The 13,149-nt window shown below is 71.7% G+C and carries 11 protein-coding genes; 6 read left to right on the forward strand and 5 right to left on the reverse strand.

Annotation, left to right across the window (positions count from 1 at the left end; all coding sequences use genetic code 11):
* Nucleotides 1-379: 379 nt before the first annotated feature.
* The gene (locus AB0A97_RS19275; RefSeq protein WP_361151127.1) at nt 380-1,096 is read right to left on the reverse strand and encodes a TetR/AcrR family transcriptional regulator; all 717 of its coding nucleotides are present in this window, start codon (nt 1,094-1,096) and stop codon (nt 380-382) included.
* Nucleotides 1,097-1,268: 172 nt separating this feature from the next.
* Between AB0A97_RS19275 and AB0A97_RS19280 the strand changes: the two genes are divergently transcribed.
* The gene (locus tag AB0A97_RS19280) at nt 1,269-2,465 is read left to right on the forward strand and encodes an FAD-dependent monooxygenase (RefSeq protein WP_361151130.1); all 1,197 of its coding nucleotides are present in this window, start codon (nt 1,269-1,271) and stop codon (nt 2,463-2,465) included.
* A 33-nt stretch (nt 2,466-2,498) separates the two neighbouring features.
* Here the strand turns inward: AB0A97_RS19280 and AB0A97_RS19285 are convergent, their stop codons facing one another.
* A complete protein-coding gene (locus AB0A97_RS19285) occupies nt 2,499-2,939 on the reverse strand; it encodes a hypothetical protein (RefSeq protein WP_361151133.1) in 441 nt (146 codons plus the stop codon).
* 476 nt (nt 2,940-3,415) lie between these two features.
* Entirely contained in the window at nt 3,416-3,898 is a 483-nt protein-coding gene (locus tag AB0A97_RS19290) for a MarR family winged helix-turn-helix transcriptional regulator (RefSeq protein ID WP_361151136.1), read from the reverse strand.
* A 141-nt stretch (nt 3,899-4,039) separates the two neighbouring features.
* Between AB0A97_RS19290 and AB0A97_RS19295 the strand changes: the two genes are divergently transcribed.
* Together AB0A97_RS19295 and AB0A97_RS19300 are read left to right on the forward strand one after the other, a co-directional pair.
* Entirely contained in the window at nt 4,040-4,597 is a 558-nt protein-coding gene (locus AB0A97_RS19295) for a quercetin 2,3-dioxygenase (RefSeq protein WP_361151139.1), read from the forward strand.
* A 118-nt stretch (nt 4,598-4,715) separates the two neighbouring features.
* Nucleotides 4,716-5,957 (forward strand): PP2C family protein-serine/threonine phosphatase, encoded by a 1,242-nt coding sequence (locus AB0A97_RS19300; protein WP_361151141.1) that lies wholly within the window; start codon nt 4,716-4,718, stop codon nt 5,955-5,957.
* A 136-nt stretch (nt 5,958-6,093) separates the two neighbouring features.
* On the opposite strand, the gene AB0A97_RS19305 is transcribed toward AB0A97_RS19300, so the two are convergent.
* Nucleotides 6,094-7,017: an LLM class F420-dependent oxidoreductase gene (locus AB0A97_RS19305; protein ID WP_361151144.1), complete on the reverse strand. Its 924-nt coding sequence runs from the start codon at nt 7,015-7,017 to the stop codon at nt 6,094-6,096.
* 170 nt (nt 7,018-7,187) lie between these two features.
* On the opposite strand from AB0A97_RS19305, the gene AB0A97_RS19310 reads away from it, so the two are divergent.
* Both AB0A97_RS19310 and AB0A97_RS19315 read left to right on the forward strand, forming a co-directional pair.
* Entirely contained in the window at nt 7,188-8,729 is a 1,542-nt protein-coding gene (locus AB0A97_RS19310; protein ID WP_361151147.1) for a 3' terminal RNA ribose 2'-O-methyltransferase Hen1, read from the forward strand.
* Nucleotides 8,726-11,329, forward strand: a complete 2,604-nt coding sequence (locus tag AB0A97_RS19315; RefSeq protein WP_361151150.1) for a polynucleotide kinase-phosphatase — start codon at nt 8,726-8,728, stop codon at nt 11,327-11,329. Before AB0A97_RS19310 ends, AB0A97_RS19315 begins: the two co-directional genes overlap by 4 nt.
* Before the next feature lie 87 nt (nt 11,330-11,416).
* On the opposite strand, the gene AB0A97_RS19320 is transcribed toward AB0A97_RS19315, so the two are convergent.
* Nucleotides 11,417-11,950: a hypothetical protein gene (locus AB0A97_RS19320; RefSeq protein WP_361151152.1), complete on the reverse strand. Its 534-nt coding sequence runs from the start codon at nt 11,948-11,950 to the stop codon at nt 11,417-11,419.
* A 439-nt stretch (nt 11,951-12,389) separates the two neighbouring features.
* Here AB0A97_RS19320 and AB0A97_RS19325 point away from each other — a divergent pair, with 439 nt between their 5' ends.
* Complete coding sequence (locus AB0A97_RS19325; protein WP_361151155.1) at nt 12,390-13,136, forward strand: Crp/Fnr family transcriptional regulator; 747 nt, start codon at nt 12,390-12,392, stop codon at nt 13,134-13,136.
* The last annotated feature ends 13 nt before the right edge of the window (nt 13,137-13,149 follow it).

Here is a 13,149-nt window from a genome sequence, read left to right on the forward strand (position 1 = left end):
TCCAGGCCGAGGAACACGCCGACGTCGCCGGTGTCGAACATCGTGCTGCAACTCCTTCGGTGCGGCTGGCCTGGCGCCGGTGTCGTACTCGCGCATCCACGTTATGCAGACCTGCCGTCCGCGAACTGCCCGGCATTGCGCCGGACCGGACGGTGGCCGGACCTCTGATCAGCGTCTCCGACAACACCTCCCGGGCCCGGTGGACACCACCCCCCAGGTCATCCGTTCGACAGGGGGACACAGTCATGCCGGGCCCGGAGGCCAGCGGCCCTCTTGCAGGACCGCGGAAAACATAACGGGGAAGTCAGAGGCAAGACGTGGGAGGTCAGAGGGGAAGGAGGGGGCTGGGCCGGTGGGGGCGGTGTGGTGTGGTCGGGGGTTATCGGGTGCGTTGGTTGATGAGGGCGGCCAGGCCGTCCAGGATGCGCTGTAGGCCGAACTCCCATGCTTGATCTTGCCCGTCGGACTGGGCTGCTGAGGCGAGTGCCGAAGTGAGTGCGGGGAATTGGTCGCCGCGCGTCTGCATCAGGTCGGCGAGGATGGCTCCGAGCTGAGCCTCGGGGTTGCCCGCTGAGCCGGCCGCGCGGGCTTGCTGGGTGATGCCGCGTACGTGACCGACCAGCAGGACGGCCGCGTCCATCCGTTCGGCGCCGGTCAGTCCCGTACCGTCCAGTGCGTCGACGGCGCGCTCCAGCCAGGACAGCTCCCCGGGCCCCATGACCCGTGGCCCGATGGTGGCCTCCAGCGCCCAGGAGTGTCGGCGGAAGACGGCGAGCAACTGGCAGGCCCAGTCCTCCATCTGCTCCCGCCAGCCGGCACGTGCCCTCTTTGCCGCCGGGCAGGGGCCGATCGCGGCGTCGACCATCAGCGCGACCAGCTCGGCCTTGCCCGGCACGTAGCGGTACAGCGCCATCTTGGTGACGCCGAGTTGCGCGGCGACCCGCTGCATGGAGACATCGGACAGCCCGTCCGAGTCGGCGATCTGGATGCCGGCCTGGGCGATGCGATTCAGGTCGAGTGTCGGCCTCGGGCCCCGTGCGGGCTTGGGGTGCGGCCCCCACAGCAGTCGCACCGTCTCGGCGTGCTCGTTGCCCACGCTCCGCTCCCGCCCTGTCCGGTCGCACTCATTCGCGCACTCACGCACTCACGCACTCACGCACTCACGCACTCACGCACTCACGCACTCACGCACTCACGCACTTAACTGTGTCTATGGTACACAGTAGTAACAGTGTCCGCCGGACACGGTTTTTGCGGAAGAGGGGCCCATGAACAGGAACGTCCTCATATCCGGCGCGAGCGTGGCCGGTCCGGCGCTGGCCTACTGGCTGGGGCGCCACGGCTTCAACCCCACCGTCGTCGAACTGGCCCCGGCCCTGCGCGAGGGCGGGCAGGCCGTCGACTTCCGTGGCGAGACGCATCTGACGGTGCTGGAGCGCATGGGCCTGCTTCCTGAACTGCGCCGCATCCAGACCGGCGGCAGCCCGATGTGCTTCGTCGACGAAGACGGCCGAACGCTGCTGCGGCTGCCCGCCGAGTTCGCCGGCGGCGAGGTGGAGGTCCTGCGGGGAGACCTGGCCCGGGTGCTGTACGAGCGCAGTGCCCGGTACACCGAGTACCTCTTCGGCGACTCGATCAGCAGCCTCGACGAGACCCCCTCCGGCGTACGGGTCGACTTCCGCAGCGGCGCCTCACGCGACTTCGACCTGGTGATCGGAGCGGACGGGTTGCACTCCAACGTCCGCCGTCTCGCCTTCGGTCCGGAGGAGCGCTACGTCAGCCATCTTGGCTACTACGCCGCCACATGGCAGTTGCCCGATGGCGGCTGTCCGGGGCTCGAAAAGGGATCGGTCGGCTACAACGTGCCGGGGCGGCTCGCCTCCATCGGTGTGGACCACCAGGACGCGGCGCGGGCAGGGGCGTTCCTGGTCTTCGCCTCGCCGGCGTTGACGTACGACCGGCACGACCCCGAGCAGCAGAAGAAGTTGATCGGCGACGCCTTCTCCGGTCTCGGCTGGGAAGTGCCCCGCCTGCTCGCCTCCCTTCAGCAGGCGCCCGACCTGTACTTCGATTCGATCAGCCGGGCGGACGTGGACTCCTGGTCCACCGGGCGCGTATGCCTCGTCGGCGACGCCGCCTGCGGGGCCACCATCGGCGGTATGGGTACGGGAACCGCGATGGTCGCCGCTTACGTGCTGGCCGGCGAACTCGCGCGCGCTCAGGGCGAGTACCGGGCGGCCTTCACCCGGTACGAGAACAGGCTCCGCAAGTACGCCAGGGGCTGCCAGGTGGGCGGCGACCGTACCGGAAAGTTCCTCGCCCCCGGCACCGCCATCGGCATACGCCTCCGCAATGCGCTGCTGTCCCGCCGCCTGTTCCTGAACGGAATGCTCAAGCTGGGCGAGAAAGTCAGCAGCACCGTGGCTCTGCCCGACTATCCCGCCGCCTCCCGTACCCGCGGGTGACGGGTGTGGGGGTAGTGGATGGGGGTCAGGGGTTCAGCGCATGTCCACGGCGACGGAATTGTGGGTGGCGAAGGGGGCGTACCGGGTGTTGCCGTCGAAGCTGGTGTCATAACCCCCGGTCAGCAGTTTGACGGCGGATGCGAGGAACGGGGGAAGGCGGGATTTCTTGCACTCGGCGTAACCGTCGGTGTCCGTGATGGCCTCGCAGAGGAGAGCCTTTTCACCGGCCACGGTGAACTTGACCGGCAGACCCGCCACCGGTGTGCCGTCGAGTTCGCTGATCTTCGCCTTCAGGCCGCTGGTCTGGCGTGCCAGTACGTCGAACGACGCGTCATAGGCCCGTGCGTTGAGGCGCTTGAGGGGCGCGGGCCGGTCGTTGTGGTCGAGCGCGGACGCCACGGTGACGGTGAGGGCGCTGGCCAGGGTCAGTGCCGTGGTGGAGATCGCGGCTGCACGGGAGGTGGGACAGGGCACGTCATACCTCTTTCAGTAAGTCCTATCTCCGACTTACTGATCAACGTTCTGCGGCGCGGGAGGGGTGCGGGGGCGCCCGTTGTTGAGCCGAAAGGGTGAGGCGGGGGAATGCGGGAGATGGGGCGGGGGGCCCGGCTGACGTCGACTTCGGTGGTGGTCGCGCCAGATTGTGCAGGTGACGGGTGGGGGAGGGGTGGCGGGAAGGGCGGGGTCCGGGTGAGGAGAAGGGTGAGGAGAAGGTAGGGGGAGGGGTAGAGGTGGGGGTAGAGGTAGGAAGGATAGGGGCGTGTTATCGCACGATCCGATTGTCGTTTCGTGCGGGCCGTGGAATCGGTGGTTCGCGGAATCGGTGGGCTGTGCAACCGAGAGGGCGGCCTTTCCCGGCGCGGGGCCCGGGCGGGGAATGGGCGACCAGCGGCGGAAAACGCGGGGGATCGTGACCGCCCCGGTTCGCCCGGTTTCCCGGCTGTCTGTCGTCAGGTGGTCGGGGTCGGTCCCCAGGGGGTTTCCAGGGCTGCGCGGAGGGCATTGACCGCGTCGTGGCCGATGCGCTCGGCGAGTTGGCGTTCCAGGTCCTGGAGGAGGCGTTCGGCCTGGTGGTGTGCGCGCTCGCCCGCCGGGGTGCGGCGGATCAGCCGTTGCCGTGCGGAGGCGGGATCCGGTGCCTGCTCCAACAGCCCGGCCGACACCAGGCCGTGTACGGCTTGGTGTGCGGTCTGCCGGGTCACGCCCATGCGGCGGGCGAGTGCGGCGACCGTGGTGCCCTCCGCGTCCAGGACTGCGAAGAGCTGGACCTGGGTCGAGGTCACCGGAGGGCCGCCGGCCGCGTTCATGGCCGCCAGGAGGGCTTCCTCGAACCAGCGCCGGGCGTCGCCGAGCAGTTGGGGGAGGTTGCGGCGGGGAGAGGGCTGGGGCGAAGGCGCGGATGGCTGTGTGGATGGAGGCGTGGACGTGGGCATGGCCGGGCCTTGAGTGAGGGGAGGAAGGGGATGGGGGCGGTGGGACGGAAGGAGTTGCTTCCTGGACGGTCGAGGTGTCAGGGTACCTGACATGATGAACGTCAGGCTGCCTGACGTCGGGTGTCTCTTCCAGGAGGGTCCATGACCATCGAGTTCGCCACGCGCTACCGCCGGACCTCACGTATCCCGGCGGAACCGGGCCGGCCGTACTTCGTAGAGAAGGGCGAGGGGGACCGTGCCCACCTGTTCGGCGACCTGATCACCGTCTACGCCGGCGGTGAGCAGACCGGGAACGCCTTCAACTTCTTCACCGTCGAGGGCCCCAAGGGCGACCTCATCCCGGCCCATCTGCACACCGACACGTACGAGATCTTCTACGTCACTCAGGGCGCCGTCCGGCTGTTCGTCGAGGACACCGGGGGCGACCAGCAGGAGAAGCTGCTCACCCCCGGCGATTTCGGCTTCGTCCCCATGAACTGCCCGCACGCCTACCGCATGGAACGTCACCACAGCCAGGTCGTGGGCGTCGCCGCAGGTCCCGGCGGTACGTTCGAGCGGTTCTTCGAGAACCTCGGCGTCCCCACCGAGCAGCTCGGCCTGCCGCGGGAGCCGGTCGTCCCGGAGGCCGGCACATTCGAGACGGTTCCCGGGCAGTACGACGTGCGCTTCCTGCCGGGGCACGAGTGGCGTACGCGCTGAGGCGTACGGGGCGGCCGCAGGGGCCCGCGACCCGAGTGGGGGAACGACGGGCGCCGCCGGGTCGCCCGGACGGCGGGGGTTCGGGCACGGTGCGAGACTGCGGTAGGAGGTGATCACGATGGCCGGCGAAGCCTTTGCGGATGCCTATCCGGGCGCCGAGGGCTACGGGATGCTCGAAGCGTTGCTGGAGCAAGCCCAGCGCGCGGCCCCCACGGACCTGCCCGACCTGGTGAACCGGCACGCCGCGGCCCTCGGCCTGCGGCACGTCGGCCTCTACCTGGTGGACATCCAGCAGCGGCAACTGTGCCCGATGGGTGTGGGGCAGCGTTCACTCTCCGTGGACGCCTCCCTCGCCGGATGGACGTACCGCACGCTGGCCATGCGGGTGGAGGACGTCGACGATCCGGAGGACGGCATCCGGGTCTGGCTGCCGCTGGTCGACGGGGTGGAGCGGCTGGGCGTACTGGAGGTACGCACCGACCTGCTGGACGGCGGGCGGATGCGCCGCTGCCGCGCTCTGGCCGCCCTGCTGGCCCCCGTCATCACCTCGAAACGGGCCTACAGCGACACGTTCGTACGGCAGGCGCGTACACAGCCGATGCAACTGCCCGCGGAAATGGTGCGCGCCTTCCTGCCGCCGCGCACGATCGGCAACGAGCAGGCGGTGTCCACGGCGGTGCTGGAACCCGCCTACGAGCTGGGCGGCGACGCGTTCGACCACTCCATGACGCAGGACACGCTGCACGCCGCCATCATCGACTCGATGGGCCACGACCTGGCCGCCGGCCTGGCCACGTCCGTCGCCCTGGCCGGCTGCCGCAGCGGCCGCCGGGCCGGCGCGGACCTGCGGGAGACGGTGGACACCGTCGACCAGGCGCTCTGCCAGTGGCTGCCCGACCGGTTCGCCACCGGCGTCTTCCTCCAGCTGGACCTCGCCGACGGCCGGCTGCGCTGGGTCAACGCCGGCCACCCGCCGCCGCTGCTCATCCGCCGCCACGCCGTCCTCGACCGGGCGCTGGAGCGGCCCGGCCAACTGCCGCTGGGCCTCCCCGCCGCGCTGAGCCCGGAGCCGCGCACCGTCCACGTCGCGGACCTGGAGCCCGGCGACCGGGTGCTGCTCTACACGGACGGTGTGACCGAGGCGCGGGACTCCAACGGCGCGCTGTTCGGGCTGGAACGGTTCACCGACACGATCATCCGGGCCACGGCCGGTGGCGAGCTGGCCTTCGAGACGCTGCGCCGCCTGATCCACTTCATCGTCGACGACCAGGGCAACGAGCTGCGGGACGACGCCACGCTGCTGCTCGTGGAGTGGTGCCCGGGGCCGTGGGGCCCGGGCGGGGAGGCGCCGGTGGTGTGAGGCCGGGCGGCGAGGCCGCGGTCGTACGGACCCCGCGGCCCCCGCACCCCGTCCCCGCACCACATCCCCACCCCCCGTCCCCGGGGACCTGCGCTCAGGCACCCCGCTCCCCAGGGCCCCGCTCAGGCACCCCCGCTCAAGCCACCTGCGACATGACCTCGGAGGCGATCAGTTCCATCTGATCGAGGTCGGTCAGGTCGAGCATCTGGAGGTAGACGCGCTGCGAGCCGACGGCCGCGAAGCGGCCGAGGCGCTCGACGACCTCGGCGGGGGAGCCCGCCAGACCGTTGGCCTTCAACTCGTCGACCTCGCGGCCGATGGCGTCGGCCCGGCGCTTGACCTCCGCGTCGTTCCGACCGACGCAGGCGACCAGGGCGTTGGAGTACACCAGGTCGTCGGCGTCGCGGCCGCGGTGCTCGGCTGCCGCCCGTACCCGCTTGAACTGCTGCTCGGTGTCGTCCACCGAGGCGAAGGGGATGTTGAACTCGTCCGCGTACTCGGCGGCGAGCGCGGGGGTGCGCTTCGCGCCGTGCCCGCCGATGAGGACCGGCACCTTCGGCTGCGCCGGCTTGGGCAGCGCGGGCGAGTCCGTCAACTGGTAGAACTTCCCGTCGAAAGCGAAGCGTTCGCCGGTGGGCGTCTTCCACAGTCCGGTGATGATCGCCAGTTGTTCCTCCAGCCGGCCGAACTTCTCCTTCGGGAAGGGGATGCCGTACGCCTTGTGCTCGTCCTCGTACCAGCCGGAGCCCAGGCCGAAGTCGATCCGGCCGCCCGACATCTGGTCGACCTGGGCGACCTGGATGGCCAGCACGCCGGGGAGACGGAAGGTTCCCGCGGTCATCAGGGTGCCGAGCCGGATGCTCTTGGTCTCCCGAGCCAGGCCGGCCAGGGTGATCCAGGCGTCCGTCGGGCCGGGCAGCCCGTCGGTGCTGCCCATGTGGAGGTAGTGGTCGGAACGGAAGAAGGCGCCGTAGTTCAAGTCCTCGGCGGCTCGCGCGACGCGGAGAAGGGTGTCGTAGGTGGCCCCCTGCTGGGGCTCGGTGAAGATCCGGAGTTCCATGCCGCCCATCTTGCCCTGCGGGTGCGGAGAGCCGGGAACAGGCACGGCAGCGTACGGGAGCGACCGGTGTGCCGAGGGGGCGGGACAGCGGCCGCCCCGCCGCCCATTTCTGTTCCCACCTGCAAAAACCGGTTCGTCAAACGGGTCGGTACCGGGCGATACTCGTACGCGTGTTCCTGACGATGACCACCACCGGAAGCGCTGAGCGCCCCGCGACCGATCTCGGATTCCTGCTGCACAAGCACCCCGGGAAGGCGCAGGCGTTCTCGACGGCGCACGGCACGGCCCATGTGTTCTACCCCGAAGCGGACGACAGCCGGTGCACGGCCGCGCTGCTTCTGGAGGTGGACCCGGTCGCGCTGGTGCGGCGCGCCCGGGGCAAGGGCCGGGGCGGCGCCCCCGACTCGGCGCTCGCACAGTACGTCAACGACCGCCCGTACGCGGCGTCCTCGCTGCTGGCCGTGGCCCTGAGCACGGTCTTCGCAAGCGCGATGAAGGGGCAGTGCAAGGCGCGCCCCGAGCTGCCCGCGCAGCCACTGCCGCTGCACATGGCGCTGCCCGCCGTGCCCGCGCGCGGCGGTGCCGACCTGGTGCGCCGGCTGTTCGAGCCGCTGGGGTGGACGGTACGGGCCGAGCCGGTGCCGCTGGACGAGACGTTCCCGGAGTGGGGCGACTCGCGGTACGTACGCCTCGGTCTGGAGGGCGAGCGTACGGTCGCCGACGCGCTGCGGCACCTGTACGTGCTGCTGCCGGTACTGGACGACGCCAAGCACTACTGGGTCTCGCCCGACGAGGTCGACAAGCTGCTGCGGGCCGGCGAGGGCTGGCTGGAGGACCACCCCGAGCAGAAGCTGATCGCCGGCCGCTACCTCGCCCGCCGCCGGACGCTGACCCGCGACGCGCTGGAGCGGCTGGAGCTGGCGCGGCTCGCCGAGGCGGACGACACCGCCGCCGAGGAGATCGACAACGCGGTGGAGGAGTCGGCCGACACCGAGGAGCGGCCGGTGCCGCTCGCCGTGCGGCGGCGGGAGGCGATCCTCGGCGTGCTGCGGGAGGCGAAGGCGGCACGGGTCCTGGACCTCGGGTGCGGGCCGGGGCAGTTGCTGGGCGAGCTGCTCAAGGAAGGGCAGTTCACCGACATCGTCGGCATGGACGTGTCGATGCGCGCGCTCCAGGAGGCGCGGCGCCGGCTGCGGCTGGACCGGATGCCCGAGCGGCAGTCCGAGCGGCTGCGGCTGGTGCAGGGTTCGCTGGCGTACACCGATGCCCGTCTCAAGGGGTACGACGCCGCCGTGCTGAGCGAGGTCGTCGAGCACGTGGACCTGCCGCGGCTGTCCGCGCTGGAGTACGCGGTGTTCGGCGCGGCCCGGCCGCGCACGGTCGTGGTGACCACGCCGAACGTCGAGTACAACGTGCGCTGGGAGTCGCTGCCCGCCGGGCACGTACGGCACGGCGACCACCGCTTCGAGTGGACGCGTACGGAGTTCCGGGCGTGGGCCCGGGAGGTCGCGGGGCGGCACGGGTACGAGGTGGAGTTCCGGCCGGTGGGACCGGAGGACCCCGAGGTCGGGCCGCCCACCCAGCTCGCGTACTTCCGCCAGGCGGCGCCGAACTCGGCCCGTACGCACGACACGCCAGCCACATCACCCAAACCAGCCACGTCCGCCGCTCCCACCCCCACCGATCCCCCCGCAAAGGAGGCCCAGGCATGACCGGTGCCACCCCCACCCCCACCCGCCGCCCCCTGGGCGTCCCCGACCTGTGCCTGGTGGTGCTCGTCGGCGCCACCGGCTCCGGCAAGTCCACTTTCGCCGCGCGTCACTTCAAGTCCACGGAGGTGCTCTCCTCGGACTTCTGCCGCGGGCTGGTCAGCGACGACGAGAACGACCAGAGCGCGAGCGGCGACGCCTTCGACGTCCTGCACTACATCGCGGCCAAGCGCCTCGCGGCCGGCCGGCGGACCGTCGTCGACGCCACGAACGTGCAGCCGGAGGCGCGCGCCCAGTGGGTGAAGCTGGCCCGGGAGCACGACGTGCTGCCGGTGGCCGTCGTCCTGGACCTGCCCGAGGAGGTGTGCGCCGAGCGCAACGCGGCGCGCGCCGACCGGGCCTCGATGCCGCGCCGCGTCATCCAGCGTCACCAGCGCGAACTCCGCCGCTCGCTACGGCACTTGGAGCGCGAGGGGTTCCGCAAGGTGCACCTGCTCAAGGGGGTGGAGCAGGTCGAGGCGGCGGAGATCGTCACCGAGCGGCGCTTCAACGACCTGCGGCACCTGACCGGACCGTTCGACATCGTCGGTGACGTCCACGGCTGCCGCTCCGAGCTGGAGACGCTGCTCGCACGGCTGGGGTACGAGGTCGAGCACGACGCGCTCGGCCGTGCCGTGGACGCCCGGCACCCGCAGGGCCGTACCGCGGTCTTCGTCGGCGACCTGGTGGACCGCGGCCCGGACAGTCCCGGCGTGCTGCGCCTGGTGATGGGCATGGTCGCCGCCGGGCACGCCCTGTGCGTACCGGGCAACCACGAGAACAAGCTCGGCCGCTACCTCAAGGGCCGCAAGGTGCGGCACAGTCACGGGCTCGCCGAGACCGTCGCGCAGCTGGAAGGGGAGGACGAGGCGTTCCGCGGTGAGGTCACCGCGTTCATCGAGGGCCTGGTCAGCCACTATGTGCTCGACGGCGGGGCGCTGGTGGTCTGCCACGCGGGACTGCCGGAGAAGTACCACGGCCGGACGTCCGGGCGGGTGCGGTCCTTCGCGCTGTACGGCGACACGACCGGCGAGACGGACGAGTTCGGGCTGCCGGTGCGCTACCCGTGGGCCGAGGAGTACCGGGGCCGCGCCGCCGTGGTCTACGGGCACACCCCGGCGCCGCGCGCGAGCTGGCTGAACAACACCATCTGCCTGGACACCGGCTGTGTCTTCGGCGGCCGGATGACGGCGCTGCGCTGGCCGGAGCGGGAACTGGTCGACGTACCGGCTGAGCGGGTCTGGTACGAGCCGGCCAAGCCGCTGGCCAGTGAGGCGCCGGGCGGGGCGGACGGGCGTCCGCTGGACCTGGGGGACGTCGCCGGGCGGCGGGTCGTGGAGACGCGCCACATGGGCCGGGTCGCGGTCAAGGAGGAGAACGCGGCGGCGGCGCTGGAAGTGATGAGCCGCTTCGCGGTCGACCCGCGGCTGCTGCCGTACCTGCCGCCGACGATGGCGCCCTGCGCGACGTCCAGGGAGGACGGTTACCTGGAGCACCCGGCAGAGGCGTTCGCGTCGTACCGTGCGGACGGCGTACGGCAGGTCGTGTGCGAGGAGAAGCACATGGGCTCGCGGGCCGTGGTCCTGGTGTGCCGGGACGAGGGGGCGGCGCGGGAACGGTTCGGCGCGGCGGCGGGCGTGAGCGGCGCGGTCTGCACGCGGACCGGGCGGCCGTTCTTCGACGACCCGGCCGCCACCGAGCAGGTGCTGAAGTCCGTACGGGAGGCCGTGGAGGGCGCGGGCCTGTGGGAGGAACTGGCGGACCCCGCCGCGGCCGGTTCCGGACACTGGCTGCTGCTGGACGCCGAGTTGCTGCCCTGGTCGCTGAAGGCGTCCGGGCTGCTGCGCGGTCAGTACGCGGCGGTCGGCGCGGCGTCCGGTGCCGCGTTCCCCGGGGCGCTGGACGCGCTGGAGGCGGCTGCCGCGCGGGGCGTGGAGGTGCCGGACCTGCTGGCGCGACAGCGCGAACGGGCGGTCGAAGCGGCCGCGTTCACCGAGGCGTACCGGCGCTACTGCTGGCCGGTCGACGGCCTGGACGGCGTACGGCTGGCACCGTTCCAGATCCTGGCCGCACCGGGCCGCAGCCTGGCCGCCGTACCGCACGACGAGCAGTTGGCGTGGCTGGACCGGCTCGTCGAGCACGACGGAACGGGACTGTTGCGTCGTACCGGCCGTCTGGTGGTCGACACGGAGGACGAGGCGTCGGTCGCGGCGGGCGTGCGGTGGTGGCTCGACCTGACCGCCGCGGGCGGCGAGGGCATGGTCGTCAAGCCGCTGGGCGCGCTGGTGCGCAAGGGCGACGGGCGGCTGGTGCAGCCGGGCGTCAAGTGCCGCGGCCGGGAGTACCTGCGGATCATCTACGGTCCGGAGTACACCCGCCCGGAGAACCTGGAACGGCTGCGCGTACGCCACCTGGGCCACAAGCGCTCCCTCGCGCTGCGCGAGTACGCCCTCGGCCTGGAGGCGCTGGACCGCCTGGCCGACGGCGAGCCGCTGTGGCGGGTGCACGAGGCGGTCTTCGCGGTACTGGCGCTGGAGTCGGAGCCGGTGGATCCGCGGCTGTAGCCGGTATCGGGTCCGGGGCCGGGGGCGGCAGCGGTCCGGGGCCCGTGCCGGTCCGGGGGCCCAGCGGCAAGGCCGTGCCCGCCCTCGTCACGGCCAGCCGCCGCTGTCACCACCGAGCCAGGCCCACGCCTGGTGGGAGTACTCAGCGGCGGCTGCTGCCGCGTCGCGGAGTTTCTTCGGGGCCGTGGCGCACTGGGCCGCTTCCTCAAGCGTGGCGTCCGCTTTCGCTACCGAGCCCGCCAGCCATGCGGCCACTTCCGCGATGTCCATGTCGTTCGCTCGCCACCGCAAGGTGAGCGAGCCTTCGCGCACCGCCGGCAGATCGCAGGCACGGGCGGCACTGCCGTACTTCTCGATCAGATGCTCTCCGAGGTATCCGGCGAGCACGGCACCGGCGCCGCCGCAGCACCGTGCAGCGCTCAGCAAGTTCTCCGCTCCCGGAGTCGCGCTCTCGCAGAGCCGGCCGCAGAGAGTGCTCACCACCGCGACGAGGCGCTGAGCGCAGGCCATCCGTACCGGCGCGGGCAGGCCGGCGGAGGCCGTCTTGCCCAGTGCGGCTTCGGCTGCCCGGACCTGTTGCCGGACCGATGCGGGCACCACCTCGTCGAGTCGCCCGTCCATCGTGTGTCCGCCCTCCACAGCGAGCGCTCCCCCCTCGGAGCGCCGTGCGCAGTCGGAGAGTGACGGCCCGGCGTGCGGCGCGTCAAGTGGCCGCCCCGGTTCCCAGGGGTGCGGCGAGCCATGATCGCATCCGGGCCGAGTGAGGCACACGTGTTCGGGGAGGTCAAATCCCTTGTATGTTGCGGCAGTTGGGGTCTGAGAAAGCGTTGACGGGGCCCGATCACGACCCTAACCTTCTGTAACTCAACCGAGCGCAGCTCGATCAATTTGCGCAAGAACCCCGCCTGTAACGAAAGAAATCAGAGACGAGCCCATTTCTCGGCCAGGCTGAGGAACCGGGTCGGGGCCCTGGGGCGACCAGATGCACAGAGGCGGCACGCCCGCCGTGCCGACGGGTGCCGGGGCCGGGGTGAGCGAGACCAGCGGGGGGAGGAGGCGGATGAGTCTCTTCGAGGACGGCAGGCCCTTCTTGACGGCGCTGCCGGCACAGGACCGGCGGGCGCTGCTCGCGCTCGGCCGGGGCCGGAGTTATGCGCCGGGCGAGGTCGTCCTCAGGGAGAACGACACCAGCACCTTCGTGGTGGCGATCGTCAACGGCTGGGCCAGTGTCTCCCTGGAGACGGAGCGCGGCGTGCGACTCATCCTCGCGCTGCGCGGCAGCGGCGAGGTCGTCGGTGACCAGGCCGCCGTCGACCACCGGCCGCGCAGCGCCACCGTCACCGCGCTCGGCCCGGTGGACGGGGTCGTCGTCCCCGGCGACCGGTTCCGCGGCTACCTGGCGGCGCGGCCCGTGGCGACCGTACTGATCATGCGGCAGTTCAGTTCCCGGCTGCGCAGCTCGGACGGCGAACGGCGGTCCCTGGCCTCGGAGAAGGTGCTGCAACGGCTCGCCGCGCGGCTGACCGAACTGGCCGAGCGCACCGGAACCCCCGGGTCGGGCGGCGTGGACGTCGACCTGCCGCTGCCGCAGCACGACCTGGCCGCGGCCGTCGGCTCCACCCGCGAAGCGGTGGCCAAGGCACTGCGCCTGCTGCGTGAGCAGGGCGTCGTGCAGACCGGCCCCCGGCGGCTGGCCGTGCTCGACCTCGCGCTGCTGCGGCTGCTCGCCGAGGGGCGCGCGGTCGGCGGCCGTACGCCGGCCGGCCCCGTCCCCATACGTCCCGAGCAATCCCCGCCGGCTGTGTAAACGGCTACAGCCC

Source organism: Streptomyces sp. NPDC045470 (assembly GCF_040646595.1).
In the GTDB taxonomy this organism is placed as follows: Bacteria; Actinomycetota; Actinomycetes; order Streptomycetales; family Streptomycetaceae; genus Streptomyces.

What these genes read in the sequence shown, in the direction of transcription:
- AB0A97_RS19325 (WP_361151155.1), top strand. Translation starts at nt 12,390, where the DNA reads ATGAGTCTCTTCGAGGACGGCAGGCCCTTCTTGACGGCGCTGCCGGCA.
- AB0A97_RS19315 (WP_361151150.1), top strand. Translation starts at nt 8,726, where the DNA reads ATGACCGGTGCCACCCCCACCCCCACCCGCCGCCCCCTGGGCGTCCCC.
- AB0A97_RS19290 (WP_361151136.1), bottom strand. Translation starts at nt 3,898, where the DNA reads ATGCCCACGTCCACGCCTCCATCCACACAGCCATCCGCGCCTTCGCCC.
- AB0A97_RS19320 (WP_361151152.1), bottom strand. Translation starts at nt 11,950, where the DNA reads ATGGACGGGCGACTCGACGAGGTGGTGCCCGCATCGGTCCGGCAACAG.
- AB0A97_RS19300 (WP_361151141.1), top strand. Translation starts at nt 4,716, where the DNA reads ATGGCCGGCGAAGCCTTTGCGGATGCCTATCCGGGCGCCGAGGGCTAC.
- AB0A97_RS19280 (WP_361151130.1), top strand. Translation starts at nt 1,269, where the DNA reads ATGAACAGGAACGTCCTCATATCCGGCGCGAGCGTGGCCGGTCCGGCG.
- AB0A97_RS19305 (WP_361151144.1), bottom strand. Translation starts at nt 7,017, where the DNA reads ATGGAACTCCGGATCTTCACCGAGCCCCAGCAGGGGGCCACCTACGAC.
- AB0A97_RS19295 (WP_361151139.1), top strand. Translation starts at nt 4,040, where the DNA reads ATGACCATCGAGTTCGCCACGCGCTACCGCCGGACCTCACGTATCCCG.